This window comes from Enterobacter sp. Tr-810 (assembly GCF_011752765.1).
Classification (GTDB): domain Bacteria; phylum Pseudomonadota; class Gammaproteobacteria; order Enterobacterales; family Enterobacteriaceae; genus Enterobacter; species Enterobacter soli.
This window is the reverse complement of the sequence record NZ_VWWW01000004.1, coordinates 412,352-431,825: the sequence shown is the minus strand read 5'-3', so window position 1 is coordinate 431,825 and position 19,474 is coordinate 412,352. Positions and strand designations below refer to the sequence as shown.

At 52.0% G+C, this 19,474-nt stretch carries 21 protein-coding genes and 1 other annotated feature; of the genes, 8 read left to right on the top strand and 13 right to left on the bottom strand.

The genetic code is table 11. The features are described from left to right. Nucleotides 1-442: 442 nt before the first annotated feature. From clpB to rluD, 3 genes are all read right to left on the bottom strand, one after another. Complete coding sequence (gene clpB / locus F3J30_RS14810) at nt 443-3,016, bottom strand: ATP-dependent chaperone ClpB (RefSeq protein WP_166717709.1); 2,574 nt, start codon at nt 3,014-3,016, stop codon at nt 443-445. A gap of 129 nt (nt 3,017-3,145) precedes the next feature. Beyond that, complete coding sequence (yfiH, locus tag F3J30_RS14805) at nt 3,146-3,877, bottom strand: purine nucleoside phosphorylase YfiH (protein WP_014071394.1); 732 nt, start codon at nt 3,875-3,877, stop codon at nt 3,146-3,148. Further along, complete coding sequence (rluD, locus tag F3J30_RS14800) at nt 3,874-4,854, bottom strand: 23S rRNA pseudouridine(1911/1915/1917) synthase RluD (RefSeq protein WP_014071395.1); 981 nt, start codon at nt 4,852-4,854, stop codon at nt 3,874-3,876. The genes yfiH and rluD overlap by 4 nt, the downstream gene beginning before the upstream one ends. 131 nt (nt 4,855-4,985) lie before the next feature. On the opposite strand from rluD, the gene bamD reads away from it, so the two are divergent. From bamD to pheA, 4 genes are all read left to right on the top strand, one after another. Next, nucleotides 4,986-5,723 carry an outer membrane protein assembly factor BamD gene (bamD, locus tag F3J30_RS14795; RefSeq protein WP_014071396.1) on the top strand — a complete coding sequence of 246 codons (738 nt, stop codon included), beginning with the start codon at nt 4,986-4,988 and terminating at the stop codon, nt 5,721-5,723. A 269-nt stretch (nt 5,724-5,992) separates the two neighbouring features. Next, nucleotides 5,993-6,334, top strand: a complete 342-nt coding sequence (gene raiA, locus F3J30_RS14790; protein WP_014071397.1) for a ribosome-associated translation inhibitor RaiA — start codon at nt 5,993-5,995, stop codon at nt 6,332-6,334. Between the two features lie 103 nt (nt 6,335-6,437). Beyond that, nucleotides 6,438-6,563, top strand: a sequence feature (Phe leader region). Then, nucleotides 6,439-6,486 carry a pheA operon leader peptide PheL gene (gene pheL, locus F3J30_RS14785; RefSeq protein WP_100249759.1) on the top strand — a complete coding sequence of 16 codons (48 nt, stop codon included), beginning with the start codon at nt 6,439-6,441 and terminating at the stop codon, nt 6,484-6,486. Its footprint overlaps the feature before it by 48 nt. A 30-nt stretch (nt 6,564-6,593) precedes the next feature. Then, on the top strand, nt 6,594-7,754 hold the full coding sequence (pheA, locus tag F3J30_RS14780) for a bifunctional chorismate mutase/prephenate dehydratase (protein WP_166717708.1): 1,161 nt from the start codon (nt 6,594-6,596) through the stop codon (nt 7,752-7,754). Here the strand turns inward: pheA and F3J30_RS14775 are convergent. The 3 genes from F3J30_RS14775 to aroF are packed head-to-tail and all read right to left on the bottom strand — an operon-like array spanning nt 7,751 to nt 10,886. Next, entirely contained in the window at nt 7,751-8,623 is an 873-nt protein-coding gene (locus tag F3J30_RS14775) for an SMP-30/gluconolactonase/LRE family protein (RefSeq protein WP_166717707.1), read from the bottom strand. The genes pheA and F3J30_RS14775 overlap by 4 nt on opposite strands. A 60-nt stretch (nt 8,624-8,683) precedes the next feature. Continuing rightward, entirely contained in the window at nt 8,684-9,805 is a 1,122-nt protein-coding gene (gene tyrA / locus F3J30_RS14770) for a bifunctional chorismate mutase/prephenate dehydrogenase (RefSeq protein WP_166717706.1), read from the bottom strand. Nucleotides 9,806-9,815: 10 nt separating this feature from the next. Then, nucleotides 9,816-10,886 (bottom strand): 3-deoxy-7-phosphoheptulonate synthase AroF, encoded by a 1,071-nt coding sequence (gene aroF, locus F3J30_RS14765; protein WP_014071401.1) that lies wholly within the window; start codon nt 10,884-10,886, stop codon nt 9,816-9,818. A 213-nt stretch (nt 10,887-11,099) separates the two neighbouring features. On the opposite strand from aroF, the gene F3J30_RS14760 reads away from it, so the two are divergent. From F3J30_RS14760 to F3J30_RS14745, 4 genes are all read left to right on the top strand, one after another. Further along, the gene (locus F3J30_RS14760) at nt 11,100-11,474 is read left to right on the top strand and encodes a DUF2799 domain-containing protein (protein ID WP_014071402.1); all 375 of its coding nucleotides are present in this window, start codon (nt 11,100-11,102) and stop codon (nt 11,472-11,474) included. Between the two features lie 154 nt (nt 11,475-11,628). Further along, complete coding sequence (locus F3J30_RS14755) at nt 11,629-12,165, top strand: YfiR family protein (RefSeq protein ID WP_348771120.1); 537 nt, start codon at nt 11,629-11,631, stop codon at nt 12,163-12,165. After that, on the top strand, nt 12,158-13,378 hold the full coding sequence (gene dgcN, locus F3J30_RS14750; RefSeq protein ID WP_166717704.1) for a diguanylate cyclase DgcN: 1,221 nt from the start codon (nt 12,158-12,160) through the stop codon (nt 13,376-13,378). The genes F3J30_RS14755 and dgcN overlap by 8 nt, the downstream gene beginning before the upstream one ends. 13 nt (nt 13,379-13,391) lie before the next feature. Beyond that, nucleotides 13,392-13,877 (top strand): OmpA family protein, encoded by a 486-nt coding sequence (locus F3J30_RS14745; protein WP_166717703.1) that lies wholly within the window; start codon nt 13,392-13,394, stop codon nt 13,875-13,877. Nucleotides 13,878-13,880: 3 nt separating this feature from the next. On the opposite strand, the gene F3J30_RS14740 is transcribed toward F3J30_RS14745, so the two are convergent. From F3J30_RS14740 to ffh, 7 genes are all read right to left on the bottom strand, one after another. Beyond that, nucleotides 13,881-15,251, bottom strand: coding sequence for a PepSY-associated TM helix domain-containing protein (locus F3J30_RS14740; protein WP_166717702.1), 1,371 nt, complete (start codon nt 15,249-15,251; stop codon nt 13,881-13,883). Nucleotides 15,252-15,290: 39 nt separating this feature from the next. Continuing rightward, entirely contained in the window at nt 15,291-15,695 is a 405-nt protein-coding gene (locus F3J30_RS14735) for a DUF2946 domain-containing protein (protein WP_166717701.1), read from the bottom strand. Nucleotides 15,696-15,827: 132 nt separating this feature from the next. Next, nucleotides 15,828-16,175 carry a 50S ribosomal protein L19 gene (gene rplS, locus F3J30_RS14730; RefSeq protein WP_002914145.1) on the bottom strand — a complete coding sequence of 116 codons (348 nt, stop codon included), beginning with the start codon at nt 16,173-16,175 and terminating at the stop codon, nt 15,828-15,830. 41 nt (nt 16,176-16,216) lie between these two features. After that, the gene (trmD, locus tag F3J30_RS14725) at nt 16,217-16,984 is read right to left on the bottom strand and encodes a tRNA (guanosine(37)-N1)-methyltransferase TrmD (RefSeq protein WP_014071408.1); all 768 of its coding nucleotides are present in this window, start codon (nt 16,982-16,984) and stop codon (nt 16,217-16,219) included. Nucleotides 16,985-17,014: 30 nt separating this feature from the next. Then, nucleotides 17,015-17,560, bottom strand: a complete 546-nt coding sequence (rimM, locus tag F3J30_RS14720) for a ribosome maturation factor RimM (RefSeq protein ID WP_166717700.1) — start codon at nt 17,558-17,560, stop codon at nt 17,015-17,017. Between the two features lie 18 nt (nt 17,561-17,578). After that, nucleotides 17,579-17,827 carry a 30S ribosomal protein S16 gene (rpsP, locus tag F3J30_RS14715; RefSeq protein ID WP_003863133.1) on the bottom strand — a complete coding sequence of 83 codons (249 nt, stop codon included), beginning with the start codon at nt 17,825-17,827 and terminating at the stop codon, nt 17,579-17,581. A 249-nt stretch (nt 17,828-18,076) separates the two neighbouring features. After that, complete coding sequence (ffh, locus tag F3J30_RS14710) at nt 18,077-19,438, bottom strand: signal recognition particle protein (RefSeq protein WP_014071410.1); 1,362 nt, start codon at nt 19,436-19,438, stop codon at nt 18,077-18,079. Nucleotides 19,439-19,474 lie beyond the last annotated feature (36 nt).

Genomic DNA, 19,474 nt, shown 5'->3' with positions numbered 1-19,474 from the left:
TAAACTTCGTAATGAATTACGTGTTCACTCGTTGAGACTTGGTATTCATTTATTGTCCGAAGACATTAAGAATCCATGTCACTTTGAGTGCCCACACAGATTGTCTGATAAATTGTTAAAGAGCAGTGCCGCTTCGTTTTCGCTGCGGCGCGGGGTGTGCATATTACGCTTTCCCGCTACAGAGTCAAGCATTTATTTTCGCTTTTCTCCGGGATTCTTCAGCGACTTTCGCCGGAGAACCCTGCTGACCCGGCGGCTTACTTGCCGTTGTTCCGTGTCAGTGGAGGCGCATTATAGGGAGTTATTCTGAAGCTGCAAGTGCAAAGTGAAAATTATTTACTGACTGCTCATTTTCCAGGCGAAACGCACTCCAGACATTCATTTTCGCCTGGTTTTTAAACAAAAACGAGCCGCAAGCGGCCCGTTTTTGATGTTTTGTGACTTACTGCACTGCCACAATTCGATCGTCATTCACTTCCAGACGAATCACTTTTCCTGGAATCAGCTCTCCGGAAAGGATTTGCTGAGCAAGTGGGTTTTCGATCTGCTGCTGGATAGCACGTTTCAGAGGACGTGCACCATAAACAGGATCGTAGCCATTCTCACTAAGCAGTTTCAGCGCGTCATCAGAGATGTGGATTTCATAACCACGCTCTTCAAGACGTTTATAAAGACGCTGGAGCTGAATCTGCGCAATAGAAGCAATGTGTTTTTCACCCAACGGGTGGAATACCACGACTTCATCGATACGGTTAATGAACTCAGGGCGGAAGCTGTGGCTCACAACCCCCAGCACCAGATCCTTCATATGACCATAATCCAGTTCACCAAAACGTTCCTGAATCAAATCGGAACCCAGGTTAGACGTCATGATCACCACGGTATTGCGGAAATCGACGGTTCTCCCCTGCCCATCGGTGAGTCGTCCATCATCCAGAACCTGCAACAGAATGTTGAACACATCCGGGTGCGCTTTCTCCACTTCATCCAGAAGAATGACGGAGTAAGGACGACGACGTACCGCTTCAGTCAGATAGCCACCTTCTTCATAGCCAACGTATCCCGGAGGCGCACCCACCAGACGTGAAACCGAGTGTTTTTCCATAAACTCAGACATATCGATACGGATCATCGCGTCATCGCTATCAAACATAAAGTTTGCCAGCGCTTTGCAGAGCTCTGTTTTACCTACACCCGTTGGGCCAAGGAACAGGAATGAGCCAATCGGACGATTTGGATCAGACAAGCCCGCACGGCTACGGCGAATGGCATTCGATACCGCCTCAACAGCTTCATTCTGGCCGATAACCCGGTGGTGCAAGTCCTGCTCCATCCGCAGCAGTTTTTCACGTTCACTTTCCATCATGCGAGCGACAGGGATACCCGTCCAGCGCGCCAGCACTTCAGCGATTTCCGCATCGGTCACTTTGTTACGCAGCAGACGCATGGTTTTGCCTTCTGCCTGCGTTGCAGCTTCCAGCTGTTTTTCCAGCTCCGGAATTTTACCGTACTGAAGTTCGGACATCCGCCCCAGGTCACCTACCCGGCGAGCCTGTTCAATGGCGATTTTTGCCTGCTCCAGTTCTGCCTTAATCGTCTGAGTCCCCGAAAGCGATGCTTTCTCCGCTTTCCACTCTTCTTCTAACTCAGAATACTGGCGCTCTTTGTCATCCAGTTCCTCATTAAGCATATCCAGGCGTTTCTTACTGGCTTCATCAGACTCTTTCTTCAGCGCCTGCTGTTCCAGTTTGAGCTGAATGATTCGGCGGTCGAGTCTGTCCAGCTCTTCTGGTTTCGAGTCAATCTGCATACGAATACTCGACGCAGCTTCATCAATAAGGTCGATGGCTTTATCCGGCAGCTGACGATCGGAGATATAACGGTGCGAAAGCGTTGCCGCGGCAACAATAGCCGGGTCGGTGATCTGCACATGGTGGTGCAACTCATAACGCTCTTTCAGGCCACGTAAAATCGCAATGGTGTCTTCAACCGTTGGCTCAGCAACGAATACTTTCTGGAAACGACGCTCAAGGGCAGCATCTTTTTCTATATACTGACGATACTCATCGAGCGTTGTCGCACCGACGCAGTGAAGTTCACCACGCGCCAGCGCAGGTTTCAGCATGTTCCCGGCATCCATTGCGCCATCCGCTTTACCGGCACCGACCATCGTGTGCAGCTCGTCGATAAACAGAATGACGTTACCTTCCTGTTTTGCCAGGTCATTAAGCACGCCTTTCAGACGTTCTTCGAATTCACCACGGTATTTCGCCCCGGCCACCAACGCGCCCATATCCAGAGCCAGCACGCGGCGACCTTTCAGGCCTTCCGGAACTTCTCCATTGACAATACGTTGCGCCAGCCCTTCAACGATGGCGGTTTTACCGACACCCGGCTCACCAATCAAAACAGGGTTGTTTTTAGTACGACGTTGCAGTACCTGAATGGTACGGCGAATCTCTTCATCACGGCCGATCACCGGGTCAAGCTTGCCCTGCTCGGCACGCTCGGTCAGATCGACGGTGAATTTTTTCAAAGCCTGACGTTGGTCTTCGGCTCCCTGATCGTTCACGCTTTCACCTCCGCGCATTTTTTCAATCGCCTGAGTCACGTTGGCGGTTGTTGCTCCGGCAGTTTTCAGCAGGTCGGTCAAAGTACCGCGTGATTCAAGCACCGCCAGAACAAACAGCTCCGACGATATAAAGTTGTCGCCACGTTTTTGCGCCAGCTTGTCGCAAAGATTCAGTACACGCACCAGATCCTGGGACGGCTGAACATCACCGCCCGTTCCTTCTACCTGCGGCAAACGGCTCAGTGCCTGATCGATGGCCGCGCGTAACTGGCCAGCATTAATACCGGCGGACGTTAATAATGGACGTACCGAACCCCCTTCCTGATTCAGCAAGGCGCTCATTAGATGAAGAGGTTCGATGAATTGGTTGTCGTGCCCCAGTGCGAGGGACTGGGCATCGGCGAGTGCAAGCTGGAATTTATTAGTAAGACGATCCAGACGCATAACTCCTCCCATAACAGGTCAAATTTGCTACTGGAGATTAAATGAGGTCATCCCTCAATTATTCAAGGTTAATGACCTGAATTATGTGAAAAGAAAACGGCACGTACCGGATCGTCTTGATTCTTTAGGTTATATCAGCCAAATAAAACTTGCCATACGACCCGTCGTCTTGTCGCGGCGATAAGAGAAAAAATCACCCTTTTCGGTGAACGTACAGCGATCGCCACCGAAGATTTGCGTAATACCCACGCGATTCAGACGCTGGCGCGCAAGCTGATAAATATCGGCCAGATATTTTTCACCCACCGGCTGAAACGCGGTGACAGCTTGCGGGTCTTTATCCATAAAGGCTTCGCGTACCTCAGGCCCGACTTCAAAGGCGCGAGGGCCAATTGCCGGGCCAAGCCAGGCAATAATGTTGGCAGGGTTATCGGCGAAACAGGCGACCGTCTCCTCCAGAACCCCTTCGCACAAACCACGCCAACCCGCGTGTGCGGCCGCGACTTCGGTTCCGGACTGATTACAAAAGAGAACCGGCAGGCAATCGGCGGTCATCACGGCACACACTGTCCCGGGAGTATTACTGTAAGAAGCATCGGCACGTTTAGAAACATAGGGTTCACCCGTCAGTTTCAGTACGTCCTTGCCGTGCACCTGTTCGAGCCAGACGGGTTTTGACGGTAAGTTTCCGGCCGCAAACATACGCTTGCGGTTTTCCTCAACATGTTCCAGAACATCACCGCAATGCGCGCCGAGATTTAATGACTCCCATGCGCCCTGGCTTACCCCGCCGACGCGGGTCGAACTACAGGCGGCCACGCCCTCAGGCAGTGGCCACTCCGGGACAATCAGTTTGGTCATAACCAGTCCACCTGGTCCTTATGCTCTTCAAAATCAGCGCGTAATGCTTCGATAAGCTCCACCATATCCTGTGGGATAGGCGCGTGCCATTCCATCTGGATGCCGGTAATCGGATGGTAAAGACGCAGCATTGTTGCGTGCAGTGCCTGGCGGTCAAACTTACGCAGGACGCTGATGAATTCATCAGATGCGCCTTTCGGCGGACGCGGACGGCCACCGTAAACCTGGTCACCCACCAGCGGATGAGTGATGTGCGCCATATGGACACGGATCTGGTGAGTACGACCCGTTTCAAGGCGCAGACGCAGGCGTGTATGGATGCGGAAATGTTCCATAATACGGTAGTGCGTTACCGCCGGTTTCCCCATTGGGTGCACCGACATATGCGTACGTTTGGTTGGGTGGCGGCTGATAGGTTCTTCTACCGTGCCGCCCGAGGTCATATGACCAATCGCGACCGCTTCATATTCACGGGTAATTTCACGCAGCTGCAACGATTCCACCAGACGCGTCTGGGCAGGAATCGTTTTCGCCACCACCATCAGACCCGTGGTGTCTTTATCCAGACGGTGAACGATACCGGCGCGCGGTACGTCAACAATCGGCGGGTAATAATGGAGGAGCGCGTTTAACACTGTACCATCAGGATTACCGGCACCAGGATGAACAACCAGATCGCGCGGTTTGTTGATAACCAGAATGTCATCATCTTCGTAGACGATCTCTAGTGGGATATCCTGCGGTTCAAAACGCACTTCTTCTTCGATTTCAGCATTGATGGCGACAGCTTCCCCACCTAACACTTTCTCTTTTGGTTTGTCCCAGACTTTGCCGTTTACCATCACGCGCTGGTCAAGGATCCATTCTTTTATGCGTGAACGCGAATAATCAGGGAACAATTCGGCCAAAGCCTGATCTAAGCGTTGACCGAGCTGATTTTCGGAGACTGTTGCGGTGAGTTCTACTCGTTGTGCCATAAACTGCTTCTTCGTTTAACGTTGGGTTTTACGGCTTTGCCGTTTAATATAGTGTGCTATTGTAGCTGGTCTTAATCGGGAGCAGGAACAGAGTTTCTCCCGGACAAACATTTGAGGAAAGTCAAAACGTCATGACGCGCATGAAATATCTGGTGGCAGCGGCCACGTTGAGCCTGGCTTTGGTGGGCTGCTCCGGTTCAAATGAACAGGTCCCTGACAATCCGCCGAATGAAATCTATGCGACTGCACAACAAAAGTTGCAGGACGGTAACTGGAAACAGGCGATAACGCAACTGGAAGCGCTGGATAATCGCTATCCATTTGGTCCATATTCGCAGCAGGTACAGTTAGATCTTATCTACGCTTACTATAAAAATGCCGATCTGCCGCTGGCTCAGGCGACTATCGATCGCTTCATGCGTCTGAACCCGACTCATCCTAACATCGATTATGTCATGTATATGCGCGGTCTGACCAACATGGCTCTGGATGATAGCGCTCTGCAAGGTTTCTTTGGTGTTGATCGTTCCGACCGCGATCCTCAGCATGCGCGTGACGCCTTTAACGACTTCTCCAAGCTGGTACGTGGTTATCCAAACAGCCAGTACATTACCGATGCCACTAAGCGTCTGGTATTCCTGAAAGATCGTCTGGCTAAGTATGAATACTCCGTTGCTGAATACTACACCCGCCGTGGCGCATGGGTTGCCGTAGTTAACCGTGTAGAAGGAATGCTGCGCGATTACCCTGATACGCAAGCCACGCGTGACGGTCTGAAGCTGATGGAAAACGCATACCGTCAGATGCAGATGAACGCACAGGCTGAAAAAGTCGCGAAAATCATCGCCGCAAACAGCAGCAATACCTGACTTTCCGCTTAAAGCAAAACGGCAGCCCAATGGCTGCCGTTTTTTTATTCGTTTCTGTCATAAGCTGAAGCGGTTTAGCTTCAACACATCCTATCAACTATGGCCTCAATTTCTGAGTTCGACAAGGTAAAAATCGCCTCTTCCTGTCCTGCCTCACAAAAAAGATTCCCTGACAAAAACCGACAAAATAACGTGATCTAAATCACACATTTTGACATTAGGACAGGTATGCTGGAATCACCAAGACGGAAAGACAAGAGGTAAAATTTATGACAATGAACATTACCAGTAAACAAATGGAAATTACTCCGGCAATTCGCCAGCACGTCGCAGACCGTCTCGCCAAACTGGATAAATGGCAAACTCATTTGATTAATCCACATATCATCCTGTCCAAGGAGCCACAGGGTTTCATCGCTGACGCAACTATCAATACTCCAAACGGCCATCTGGTCGCCAGCGCTAAACACGAGGATATGTACACCGCAATTAACGATTTGATCAACAAGCTGGAACGGCAGCTCAATAAAGTGCAACACAAAGGCGAAGCCCGTCGCGCCACAACATCGGTGAAAGACGCCAGCCTCGCGGAAGAAGTTGAAGAAGAGTAATCCTTTAAATTGAGTGTACCGCCAACGCGCCTTCGGGCGCGTTTTTTATTGACAGGGTGAAAACAGTGCAGGTACTTTAACGGTATCAACCACAGGATGACTCAATGAAACTAACGCCGTTTTTCTTCGCATTCTTTTTTACCTTCCCCTGAATGGGAGGCGTTTCGTCGTGTGATAAAGAATGCGAAGACGAACAACAAGGCCTCCCAAACCGGGGGGCCTTTTTTATTGATAACGATAAAATGAGACAGGCAACACTATGACACCGGAAAACCCGTTACTGGATCTGCGAGTAAAAATCAGCGCGCTGGATGAAAAATTACTGGCACTGCTGGCAGAACGCCGCTTACTCGCTGTCGAAGTGGGCAAAGCCAAGCTGGACTCCCACCGCCCCGTGCGTGATATCGACCGTGAGCGTGATCTGCTGGAGCGCCTGATTCAGCTTGGAAAAGCGCACCACCTGGATGCCCATTACATCACCCGTCTGTTCCAGCTTATCATCGAAGATTCCGTTCTGACCCAACAAGCGCTGTTACAGCAGCATCTGAATAAAACCAATCCGCACTCTGCCCGTATCGCGTTTCTGGGCCCGAAAGGTTCGTATTCGCACCTGGCGGCACGTCAGTATGCAGCCCGCCATTTCGAAGAGTTTATTGAAAGTGGATGCGCGAAGTTTGCCGATATTTTCAATCAGGTTGAAACCGGTCAGGCCGATTACGCCGTAGTCCCGATTGAAAATACCAGCTCCGGCGCCATCAATGATGTCTACGACCTGCTGCAACACACCAGCCTGTCGCTGGTTGGCGAGCTGACTATTCCAATTGACCACTGTGTTCTGGTTTCAGGCTCCACTGACCTGAGCAACATCGAGACGGTGTACAGCCATCCGCAGCCGTTCCAGCAATGCAGCCAGTTCCTGAACCGCTATCCGAACTGGAAAATTGAGTACACCGAAAGTACCTCTGCGGCGATGGAAAAAGTCGCGCAGGCAAATTCCCCGACCGTTGCCGCACTGGGTAGCGAAGCGGGGGGCGCGCTTTACGGATTGCAGGTGCTGGAACGTAACCTCGCCAACCAGACGCAAAACATCACGCGCTTTGTGGTGCTGGCGCGCAAAGCCATTAATGTGTCCGATCAGGTCCCAGCGAAAACCACGCTGTTGATGGCCACCGGCCAGCAGGCAGGTGCGCTGGTTGAAGCCCTGCTGGTGCTGCGTAATCACAATCTGATCATGACCAAGCTGGAATCGCGCCCGATCAACGGCAATCCGTGGGAAGAGATGTTCTATCTTGATGTTCAGGCCAATCTGGAATCTGCATCCATGCAGAAAGCTCTGCGTGAGCTGGGTGAAATCACCCGCTCAATGAAAGTGCTCGGCTGCTATCCGAGCGAAAACGTTGTTCCGGTCGACCCGGCTTAACGTTCGATAAAGCGGCTTTTCTTCATCCCTGCCACGCTGACGGGCAGGGTGAAGATAGCCCCGGAAAGCGGATATTTCGCTGTCTCAGCCTCGTCCATATTTTCCCGGGTGGTTGTGATAAACAACGTTTTCATGTCGTCCCCGCCAAAGCAGACCATCGTCGGGCAACGAACCGGAAGCCGGTATTCCTCAAGCTGTTCACCCTCTGGTGAAAATCTGGCGATGCGCCAGCCATCAAACAGCGCGCTCCAGTAACAGCCTTCCACGTCCATCGCGGCGCCGTCAGGTATCCCCTCACCTTCCTTAAACCGCCGGAATACATCTCGTTTGCCAGGCTCACCCTGTTCGTCCAGCGGCGTGCGATAGATAACACCATTCGGCGTGTCAGAGGTAAACATCCATTGCTGGTCATGACTGAATGCCAGGCCGTTATGCCCGTGGATATCGCACTGAAGTACCTTCGGGGTCAGGTCGTTGTCGATACGCATCAGCATTGCGCCGTTATAGTCCCCAGGCCCCCAGAATGTCCCCGCATAGAAGCGGCCACGGTGGTCGGTTCCACCATCATTAAACCTCGCCAACTGCGGGTTGGAAGGGTTGTCGCACACCTTGCGCTGAAGTAGCCCGTGCTTATCCGTCAACCAGATGGCAGTTCGCATTGCGACAATAAAACCGCCGCGCTCTCGCAGGGCAAAACACCCCACCTCCTCATGAAATGACAGGACAGTGTGCTCAGCCGTTGGCAGGTGGTAACGATGGATCTCACCTTCCAGAATATCAGCCCAGTAGAGCGCATTTTCATCTTCGCTCCACGTTGGGCATTCCGGTAAGTGCCCGGTGTAGTTCAATAACAGCTGCGGTTCCATCATGTCATTTCCCCAAAAGAAAAAAGCCAGCATACGCTGGCTTTTAGTATATACATCATCACATTACTGGCGACTGTCATTTGCCTGGCGCAACAACGTGCGACTTTCGCTCTGGAAGCGCTGTGCATAATCACCGAACCAGTGTTCAACCTTACGGAAACTGTCGATAAATGCTTGTTTATCACCATGCTCCAGCAAGGTGATGGCTTCGCCAAAGCGCTGATAGTAACGTTTAATCAGTGCCAGGTTGTTCTCTGACGACATAATAATGTCAGCATACAGCTGCGGATCCTGCGCAAACAGACGCCCAACCATAGCCAGCTCCAGGCGATAGATTGGCGAAGAGAGCGCCAGCAACTGCTCAAGCTGAACGTTTTCTTCCGCCAGATGTAGGCCATAAGCAAAGGTTGCAAAGTGGCGCAGCGCCTGGATGAATGCCATGTTCTGATCGTGTTCAACCGCGCTAATGCGGTGCAAACGTGCACCCCATACCTGAATCTGTTCCAGGAACCACTGATAAGCTTCCGGCTGACGGCCATCACAATAGACCACCACCTGCTTGGCAAGGCTACCGCTATCCGGGCCAAACATAGGATGCAGACCCAGTACCGGGCCAGTGTGAGCGGCCAGCATCGCCTGCAATGGACCGTTTTTCACCGACGCCAGATCCACCAGAATGCAATCCTCCGGCAGCGAAGGAAGTTTCTCGATAATCTGTTCCGTCACATGAATTGGCACGCTAACGATCACCATGCCGGCATCTTTCATCAGTTCCGGTGCACGAGCCCAGTCCTCTTTTTCCAGAATGCGCACCTGGTAGCCAGAAAGCGTCAGCATTTTTTCAAACAGACGCCCCATCTGGCCCGCACCACCCACTATCACTACCGGGCGCAGCGATGGACAAAGGGTTTTGAAGCCTTTGTCGTTCTCGCTGGAATAGGACTCACGCATCACGCGACGCAGTACATCTTCAATTAAGTCTGGAGAAACCCCCAACGCCTGCGCCTCTTTACGGCGGGACGCAAGCATGGAAGCTTCACGCTCTGGTACATAGATAGGCAGGCCATATTGACTCTTTACCTCGCCCACTTCAGCAACCAGAGACATACGGCGTGCCAGCAGGTCCAGCAACGCCTTATCCACTTCATCAATTTGATCGCGTAATGCGGTCAATTCAGCAACCATAACTACCCTCTTATGCCAGACGCGTCGCCAGCTGGCCGTTCAAATCTTTGTGGATCTCACGCAGCAGTGCATCTGTGGTTTCCCAACTGATGCAGGCATCAGTAACAGACACCCCGTGTTTCATTGCGCTACGCGGTTGTTCAGATGACTGATTGCCTTCATGAATGTTGCTTTCAATCATCAGGCCGATAATAGAACGATTGCCATCTTTGATTTGCGCGACAACGGATTCAGCCACCGCAGGCTGACGACGGTAATCTTTGTTCGAGTTACCATGGCTGCAATCTACCATCAGAGCCGGACGCAGTCCCGCCTGTTCCATCTCTTTTTCACACTGGGCGACATCTGCCGGGCTGTAGTTTGGCGCTTTACCACCGCGCAGGATCACATGGCCATCCGGGTTACCCTGCGTTTGCAGCAGACAAACTTGCCCCGCCTGGTTGATACCCACAAAACGGTGTGGCATTGCCGCAGCACGCATTGCGTTAATCGCGGTTGCCAGGCTGCCGTCAGTCCCGTTTTTGAAACCAACAGGCATAGACAAGCCAGACGCCATTTCGCGGTGGGTTTGCGACTCAGTGGTACGCGCACCAATTGCAGACCAGCTAAACAGGTCGCCCAGGTATTGCGGGCTATTCGGATCCAGAGCTTCGGTTGCCAGAGGCAGCCCCATGCTGACCAGCTCAACCAGCAGGCGACGAGCAATCTTCAGGCCTGCTTCCACATCAAACGAGCCATCCATGTGCGGATCGTTAATCAACCCTTTCCAGCCAACAGTGGTACGTGGCTTTTCAAAATAGACGCGCATCACCAGATAGAGGCTATCGCTGACCTCCTCCGCTAATGTTTTAAATCGACGGGCATATTCAATGGCGGTTTCAGGATCGTGAATGGAGCATGGACCACATACCACCAGCAGACGCGGATCGCGCCCGGCGATGATGTCGGAAATGGTCTGGCGAGAGTGCTCAATTTGCTCCTCTTGCGCAATGCTCAGCGGGAATTCCGCTTTCAGTTGATCCGGGGTAATTAAAATCTGTTCGTCAGTGATATGTACGTTGTTCAGCGCGTCTTTTTGCATGATTGCGATCCTGTAGAGCTCGTTTGCGATAGTTGTTTTCCTCTAAGAGGTGAGACAACGATACCACAACAAGTAAAGATTTCAATCCAAAATACGTACACATTACTTTACAGAAGCCAATTTATTGCAAAAATCAGCCGATAAAAACGTAAACTTAAAATTACACTCCACTTATCTTCCGCCAGGCTATGCTGAAGAAAAAGGAGAATGTCTATGCGTTCAATCGCGTTAGCGTTACTGGCCCTGTCTTTATCAGGCTGCCAGATCAATCCCTACACCTTCCAGCCCGACTGGACAAGCCCTGACTGGTTTGGTGCGGGAAAAGAAGACGCCATGAACGGCGTGCCGGTTAAAGATAATCAGGCGCTGGCCGATAATTTTAACGATCCGAAAGTCGATCGTAGTGAATATCTCCGCGGTTATGCGGATGGTCAGAAGAAAGTTTGTGAAGAAGGATTTATTCACGCATGGGGTTTAGCAGGCAAATCATTTCCAGCCAGTTGCGATACCGTAGAAAATGCAGCAAAACTTCACGATGCCTGGCAACAAGGGATGGATGAAAGCATGAAGGCCAGCAGGCTTAATTGATTTTTATCTTTTACCATCGGAATAAATGTAACTGTGAGATTTAACCTAAGTCAACGTAGTTGCATTTCTGACATAATGACGGCTTTGACAAACAATGGTATTCTGCCGACAACTCTTAAGGACATCTATTTCCAGAGCGGTATGGCGGTTTCTGGTGAGAATTTCATTCTTGATCTCTTTGTACCGACTGACTCTGGCATTGATGCTGTTTCTTACTGCGGGCGCAACGGTTGCCGGAACGCAAACGGAAACCGATAAATCGGTGCGTTCAATTGTTTCGGGTATTGTGAGTTATACCCGGTGGCCAGTGCTTTCCGGCCAGCCGAAACTCTGTATTTACGCCACATCGCGCTACGCGCAGACACTCAGCCGCGAAGATGGGCATAGTGAGTTACCCTACACTCCTGCTATCGTGCGTAACGATCAGGAAGCACTGGCAGCCATGTGCGACGCTATATATTTCGGGACCGAATCCCCAGCCCAACAACTTGATTTAATAAGTCAGTATCAGGGCCGAGCGTTGCTATTAATTTCAGAACAGAATCCGGAATGTGTTATTGGAAGCGCATTTTGTCTCATTATAGAAGACGACCGGGTTAGGTTTTCCGTAAATCTGGATGCACTGTCTCGTAGTGGTGTAAGAGTCAGTCCGGATGTATTAATGCTTGCACGGAATTCGAAGCATGAATAAGGATTTCACTTCACCTCCACGCCCTACGTTTAAAAGAACATTGAGGCGTATCAGCATGATAAGCGTCATAATAACAATGACGCTTATATGGTTGTTGCTTTGTTTTGCTTCCGTAGTGACGTTAAAACAATATGCGCAAAAAAATCTCGAATTAACCGGCGCAACCATGAGCCACAGCCTTGAAGCCTCGCTGGTTTTCAACGACTCACTGGCCGCGAATGAAACACTCGCCACCCTCGGTAAGCAGGGACAATTTGCGGAAGCAGAAGTCCTCAATATCCATGAAAAACGTTTTGCCTGGTGGTCATGGAACCCTGAAGATAATACCGATACGCTGGGTGCGCTGGTCAGCCGCTGGTTGTTCCCAACCCCCGTTGCGCAGCCGATTATGCATAACGGCAATAAGATTGGTGAGATTCGCCTTACGGCGCGCGACAGCCTTATCAGCCACTTTATCTGGATGTCGTTTGCCGTTCTTACCGGCTGCATTCTTTTCGCCTCTCTGGTGGCATTAACCATTACCCGCTCTCTGCACCAGGGCATGGTCACCGCGATGCAAAACATTACCGATGTCGTCCATGACGTGCGCACCAACCGTAATTTCTCACGCCGGGTCAAAGAAGGCAGGATCGAGGAGTTCCACCGTTTCGGCGAGGACTTCAACAGCCTGCTGGACGAAATGGAAGAGTGGCAATTGAAGCTCCAGGCCAAGAATGCACAGTTACTGCGTACCGCGATGCACGACCCATTAACCGGCCTGGCTAACCGGGCGGCGTTTCGCAACAGCATTGCGGCATTAATGAATGACTCTTCCGCAAAATTGAACTCTGCCCTGCTTTTCCTGGATGGTGATAACTTTAAATTTATCAATGACACATGGGGACATGCCGCAGGCGACTGCGTACTTATTGAGGTCGCCAGCAGAATGGTGGAGTTCGGCGAAAGCCGCCATCAGTCGTACCGTCTGGGCGGCGATGAATTTGCGATGATCCTGTATGGCGTACATTCAGAACCCGATGTCCAACACATTTGTGCTGCACTGTCGCAGCAGTTTATCCGCCCGTTCGATCTGCATAACGGACACACAGCATCGATGTCACTCAGCATTGGCTTTGCTCTGGCGTGGGAAAATGCTTCGGTGGAAGCATTACTGGAGCAAGCCGACCGCAATATGTACCTGGTTAAAAACCAGCGTTCAAAAACAATATCCTAGAAAGGAATACGATATGTTAAAGCGATACCTCGCGCCGCTCTTACTGGCATCAATGGTTCTGGCTGGATGTCAGACCCCGCCACAAGGAAAATTCACCGCAGAGCAAATCGCCGCCATGAAGTCATACGGATTTAACGAACTTAATGGCGACTGGTCACTGGGGCTTTCTGACACCATTCTGTTCGGCAAAAATGAAGCGCAGCTGCGTCCTGAGAGCGAAAAACAGATCCAGACTATGGCAACACGTCTGGCTGCGACCGGCTTAACTCATGCGCGCATGGACGGTCACACCGACAACTACGGCGAAGATAGCTATAACGAAGCGCTATCGTTAAAACGAGCCAATGCCGTTGCCGACACCTGGGCAAAAGGCGCCAGCATCCCGCGCAGCAATCTCACCACCCAGGGATTAGGTAAAAAATACCCGGTAGTGAGCAACAGCACATCGAAAGGACGTGCTGAAAACCGCCGCGTTGCAGTGGTCATCAGCACGCCATAGACGTTATTTAACGGATGATTCGGCGAGCGACACATCTATGGCCGCTCGCCAGCGCAGCCAGTCAAACAAAATAAACAGCACCAGACTGCCTCCCATCACCGGAAGCGCCAGCCCAAGCAGTACACTCAAAACCACAGTGACTAACCTTCCCGGAAGCGATAACGCCAGCCAGCTCTGACAGAGTGTCTGAACCGGGTTTGCGCTCGACTGCGCAGGACGACGCATCCACCACAGGCGATATCCCCAAAGGATCATCACGCAGAGCGCCAGACCAAAAGCGATAAGCAAAAGCTGGTTTGCCAGACCAAACAAAATCCCCATATGGAAATCCACACCCCAGCGCGTCAGTTTAGCCATGAGCGGGAAATCGTCGAACCGGGTTCTGTCCAGTACCTGCATAGAGTGAGGATCAACCGACACGCTATCTACCTGAGTCGGCCAGCTGCGATCGATTTCGGTGACCGTCCAGGCTTGATTAGCTGCTTTGGCCGGGCGGATCTCCAGCTTACTGGCATCGATTCCTGCCTTTCTGGCGACATGTAACACACCGTCAAACTGCGTCAGATCCATGTCCATCTCAGGCATCACCATTCCGCCATGATGACCGTGATGTTCAGCGTGCTCATCCATCTGCTGAGGCGCACCTGAAAGCTGGGTGTTAACCTGCGGAGTGAGCCAGTTCATTTCAGCACGCAGTTTATCGACATTCCCCCCCGCCCACTGCGACCAGGTCAGCCCGGTTGCCGAGAACAGCAACATCCCGCCCAGCAAGATCCAGCCGAGCGTAACATGCAGGCGCCGACGGTTCTGGAAACGATTATTGATGCGGCGCTTTGGCCGGGTATAAAACCACAGAGCAATCCCCCCCAGTGCGGCAACCCACATCCATGAAGCAGCCAGCTCGCTGTAAAGCCGCCCGGTATCTCCCAGCATCAGGGAGGTATGCAGATAATCAATGGTCTGACGAAGCGGCAAAATTCCGCTGGTGCCGTATACCGTCAGATCGCCACGCACTTCAAGGCTTACAGGATCGATAAAAATCGCCCGATTCTCTGATGGCCCAAGTGAAGGGTCGGCGAACATCACACGCGTCGTTTCACCTTCTGTCAGGCCAGGGCGAACGGCATGTAGCCTCAGTTCCGGTCCCACGTTTTTTTCTGCCACGGCAATTTGTTCTGCCAGGGGCTGCGGTTCCCCCACCGCATCCGTATGAAGCGCGTGCCGGTATAACGCATTTTCCAGCTGCGGCGTTGCCACATACAGCGTGCCGGTCAGGGCAGCGAAGAAGATAAACGGGCCGACAAACAGCCCAATATAGAAATGAAGTCGACGCAGCAGGTTTCCCCATGCCGCGCGCGGAGTGCAGGTGGTCATACTTTTCCTTTTTAAGGCAAAAAGTTATCGAATATTTTTTTAAAGGGAAAAAGCAGACCAGCGCGGCGGCGCGCGGGTATCAGGATAAAGCCAGGGGAAAAAGTGCCAGTGGCTGACCGCCTGACGAGGCGGCTTCACCCGCAGTCTTTGCAGTACCACGCTGAGCAGGACGATCAGCGCAAGCATCATGCCCGGGACATGGGCTAACAGTACGCAGTAACCGCACGCTTCAGCATGATCGACAGGCATGGAGTGCTGCATCTCGCCATGATGCTCATCCATCGACATCATGCTCATGTCATGATGCATTCCCGGCATCGCACTCATGGGATCTTTTTGCAGCGAGACGGAGATAAGCGGCGCTACCACGATCAGCAGGATCGCAAACAGCGCGGTCAATGCCGCTGCGCGTTTCCAGTTATGCTGATGCAGTACGTTATCCACTTAGCCTCCACGGAAGAGGCAAGCATTGTAAATGATTTATGACGAAAGGGTTAACGCGTGAGATGCGATGAGATAAAAAAAGGGCCAGCCTTTCGGCCAGCCCTTTTTAACAGGATGTCGCTTAAGCGAATCTTAGTTCAGACGCTCTTTAATACGAGCTGACTTACCAGTACGCTCACGCAGGTAGTACAGTTTAGCTTTACGTACAGCACCACGACGTTTAACAGCAATGCTGTCAACTACCGGAGAGTGAGTCTGGAAGACACGCTCAACGCCTTCGCCGTTGGAAATTTTACGAACAGTGAATGCAGAGTGCAGACCGCGGTTACGAATAGCGATAACCACGCCCTCGAATGCCTGCAGACGTTTTTTGGAACCTTCAACAACCCATACTTTCACTTCCACGGTATCACCCGGACGGAAGGAAGGTACGTCCTGCTTCATCTGCTCTTGTTCAAGTTGCTTAATAATGTTGCTCATAATTTAATCTCTTATCCTGGGTAAACTGATATTTGGGGGCCTCAGGCCATCCCATCATGTTCATGCTGCTGGTGCGCGTGTTCAGTTTTGAACTCGGCCAGCAACTTTGCTTGCTCTTCAGTCAGAGCCAGGTTTTCCAGAAGTTCAGGTCTTCTAAGCCAGGTTCGGCCCAGCGACTGCTTCAGACGCCAGCGACGTATCTCGGCATGGTTTCCGGACAGTAACACTGCCGGTACTTCCATCCCTTCTAACACTTCAGGACGAGTATAGTGTGGACAGTCCAGCAATCCATCAGCAAAGGAATCTTCCGTTGCTGAGGCTTCATGGCCCAGTACGCCCGGAATGAACCGGGAAACTGAGTCAATCAGCGTCATTGCTGGTAACTCACCACCGCTGAGTACGTAATCGCCGATAGACCATTCTTCGTCAATCTCGGTTTGAATTACGCGCTCATCTATCCCTTCGTAGCGACCGCACACCAGAATCAGCTTTTGATTCGTTGCCAGTTCGCTCACGCCCGCTTGATCAAGCTTGCGTCCCTGAGGTGACAGATAAATCACCTTTGCGCCTTCACCTGCCGCGGCTCTTGCTGCTGAGATGGCATCCCGCAAAGGTTGCACCATCATTAGCATCCCCGGTCCGCCGCCGTAAGGACGTTCGTCCACGGTACGGTGCCGGTCATGAGCGAAATCTCGTGGACTCCAGCTCTCGATGCTCAGCAGGCCATTTTTTACTGCCCGGCCAGTTACCCCATAATCGGTAATCGCGCGGAACATTTCAGGAAACAGGCTAATTATGCCAATCCACATAGCGCCGTCTTTTACCGTTTTCAGGAGAATTTAAAAACCAGGATCCCAATCTACTTCAATAGTCTGAGTAGCGAGATCGACTTTCTTGATAACCTGCCCATCGAGGAACGGAACCAACCGCTCCTTGATGCCAAACGCATCTTTCAGGTTTGCCTTGATGACGAGAACGTCATTTGATCCGGTTTCCATCATATCAATGACTTTACCAAGACCATAACCTTCAGTGGTCACTACCTGGCAACCAATAAGGTCTTTCCAGTAGTAGCCATCATCCAGTTTCGGCAACTGCGACGAATCAACGACAATTTCACAATTAGTCAGCAGATTCGCGGCATCGCGATCGTCAACGCCTTTCAGCTTGATAACGATGTCCTGATTGTGGTGACGCCAGCTTTCCAGCTCGACCTCTTCCCACTTACCGCCTTTCTGGATAAACCAGGGCTGGTAATCAAAAATGCTTTCGGCGTCTTCGGTGGAGGAAAACACTCTGAGCCAACCACGGATACCGTAAGTAGAACCCATTTTCCCCAATACGATCGGTTCAACAGGTACTGGTGCGGCGTGTTGCTTGCTCATCATGACCACCGTGACAGATTAAGCTGCTTTGTTTGCTGCTTTGATCAGCGTAGCAACGCGATCGGAAACAGTAGCGCCCTGGCCAACCCAGTGAGCGATACGATCCAGATCCAGACGAGTTTCTTCTTCTGCGCCAGCGGCCAGTGGGTTGAAGAAACCAACGCGCTCGATGAAGCGACCGTTGCGTGCATTACGGCTGTCAGTAACAACAACCTGGTAGAACGGACGCTTTTTAGCGCCGTGACGTGCTAAACGAATAGTTACCATAACATCCTCTTGTGTGAATAAAACAACCGGGCCCCATCGAGGAACGGAGCCCGGGTGTCATATTAAAAGCCCGAAAATTTTACTGATTTCTGGGGAAATTGCAATCAGCAGTTGCGAAGTCTGCCAGAAAAGGCCGTCGGCGGTGCAGTCAGTTCGGTGCCGGCGTGCGCGCAGCCACCGGAACGTACACGTAGTACGTGAGGATGGCGAGCACACCCCGGTGCCGAAATGGCAAACAAGCCAGGCCGCTTAGCGGCCAGGGAATCCTGGGGGCATCATCCCCTTCATCCCACGCATCATCTTCGCCATGCCGCCTTTCTTCATTTTCTTCATCATGCGCTGCATGTCGTCGAACTGTTTCAGAAGACGGTTAACGTCCTGTACCTGCATCCCACAACCGGCTGCGATGCGGCGTTTACGGGAACCTTTGATGATGTCCGGGTTAGCGCGCTCTTTGAGGGTCATCGAGTTGATGATGGCCTCCATACGCACCAGCACTTTGTCATCCATCTGCGCTTTTACGTTGTCAGGGATCTGGCCCATGCCCGGCAGTTTGCCCATCAGGCTCGCCATGCCGCCCATGTTTTTCATCTGACGCAGCTGCTCCAGGAAGTCGGTCAGATCGAAGCCGTCGCCTTTTTTCAGCTTGCTGGCCAGCTTCTCGGCCTGCGCGCGGTCAACTTTGCTTTCGATATCTTCGATAAGCGACAGCACGTCGCCCATCCCGAGGATACGAGAAGCAATACGGTCCGGGTGGAACGGCTCCAGGGCTTCGGTTTTCTCACCCACGCCGAGGAACTTAATTGGCTTACCGGTGATATGGCGAATCGAAAGCGCCGCACCACCACGCGCATCACCGTCCACTTTGGTCAGCACCACGCCGGTTAACGGCAGGGCTTCGTTAAAGGCTTTTGCGGTATTCGCCGCATCCTGGCCCGTCATGGCATCGACAACAAACAGGGTTTCTACCGGGTTGATAGAAGCATGAACCTGCTTGATTTCGTCCATCATCGCTTCGTCAACGTGCAGACGACCGGCGGTATCCACCAGCAGCACGTCGTAGAATTTCAGCTTCGCTTCTTTCAGCGCAGCGTTAACGATGTCGACAGGTTTCTGGGCAACGTCAGACGGGAAGAAATCCACGCCAACCTGCTCTGCCAGGGTTTCCAGCTGTTTGATTGCCGCCGGGCGGTAGACGTCCGCAGAAACAACCAGCACTTTTTTCTTGTGCTTCTCGCGCAGGAATTTACCCAGCTTACCTACGCTTGTGGTTTTACCCGCACCTTGCAGGCCGGCCATCAGCACCACTGCCGGTGGCTGAGCCGCCAGGTTAAGCACCTGGTTCTCTTCGCCCATCGCCGAAACCAGTTCGGTACGAACGATTTTGACGAATTCCTGACCCGGGGTCAGGCTCTTGTTAACTTCGTGGCCAACCGCTTTTTCTTTAACGCGGTTGATGAAATCACGCACGACAGGTAACGCAACGTCTGCTTCGAGCAGCGCCATACGCACTTCGCGCAGCGTTTCCTTAATATTTTCTTCGGTGAGGCGTCCACGGCCGCTGATGTTGCGCAGCGTGCGCGACAAACGATCGGTTAAATTATCAAACATTGTCTCTCGCCTGAGGTAGAAACGTTGGGTCGCATT

Excerpts from the sequence above, each read along its gene's own strand:
- rpsP (WP_003863133.1), bottom strand. The coding sequence starts at position 17,827 with ATGGTAACTATTCGTTTAGCACGTCACGGCGCTAAAAAGCGTCCGTTC.
- raiA (WP_014071397.1), top strand. The coding sequence starts at position 5,993 with ATGACAATGAACATTACCAGTAAACAAATGGAAATTACTCCGGCAATT.
- ffh (WP_014071410.1), bottom strand. The coding sequence starts at position 19,438 with ATGTTTGATAATTTAACCGATCGTTTGTCGCGCACGCTGCGCAACATC.
- clpB (WP_166717709.1), bottom strand. The coding sequence starts at position 3,016 with ATGCGTCTGGATCGTCTTACTAATAAATTCCAGCTTGCACTCGCCGAT.
- yfiH (WP_014071394.1), bottom strand. The coding sequence starts at position 3,877 with ATGACCAAACTGATTGTCCCGGAGTGGCCACTGCCTGAGGGCGTGGCC.
- aroF (WP_014071401.1), bottom strand. The coding sequence starts at position 10,886 with ATGCAAAAAGACGCGCTGAACAACGTACATATCACTGACGAACAGATT.
- F3J30_RS14745 (WP_166717703.1), top strand. The coding sequence starts at position 13,392 with ATGTTAAAGCGATACCTCGCGCCGCTCTTACTGGCATCAATGGTTCTG.
- rplS (WP_002914145.1), bottom strand. The coding sequence starts at position 16,175 with ATGAGCAACATTATTAAGCAACTTGAACAAGAGCAGATGAAGCAGGAC.
- tyrA (WP_166717706.1), bottom strand. The coding sequence starts at position 9,805 with ATGGTTGCTGAATTGACCGCATTACGCGATCAAATTGATGAAGTGGAT.
- bamD (WP_014071396.1), top strand. The coding sequence starts at position 4,986 with ATGACGCGCATGAAATATCTGGTGGCAGCGGCCACGTTGAGCCTGGCT.
- dgcN (WP_166717704.1), top strand. The coding sequence starts at position 12,158 with ATGAATAAGGATTTCACTTCACCTCCACGCCCTACGTTTAAAAGAACA.
- pheA (WP_166717708.1), top strand. The coding sequence starts at position 6,594 with ATGACACCGGAAAACCCGTTACTGGATCTGCGAGTAAAAATCAGCGCG.
- F3J30_RS14740 (WP_166717702.1), bottom strand. The coding sequence starts at position 15,251 with ATGACCACCTGCACTCCGCGCGCGGCATGGGGAAACCTGCTGCGTCGA.
- rluD (WP_014071395.1), bottom strand. The coding sequence starts at position 4,854 with ATGGCACAACGAGTAGAACTCACCGCAACAGTCTCCGAAAATCAGCTC.
- trmD (WP_014071408.1), bottom strand. The coding sequence starts at position 16,984 with ATGTGGATTGGCATAATTAGCCTGTTTCCTGAAATGTTCCGCGCGATT.
- F3J30_RS14760 (WP_014071402.1), top strand. The coding sequence starts at position 11,100 with ATGCGTTCAATCGCGTTAGCGTTACTGGCCCTGTCTTTATCAGGCTGC.
- rimM (WP_166717700.1), bottom strand. The coding sequence starts at position 17,560 with ATGAGCAAGCAACACGCCGCACCAGTACCTGTTGAACCGATCGTATTG.
- F3J30_RS14775 (WP_166717707.1), bottom strand. The coding sequence starts at position 8,623 with ATGATGGAACCGCAGCTGTTATTGAACTACACCGGGCACTTACCGGAA.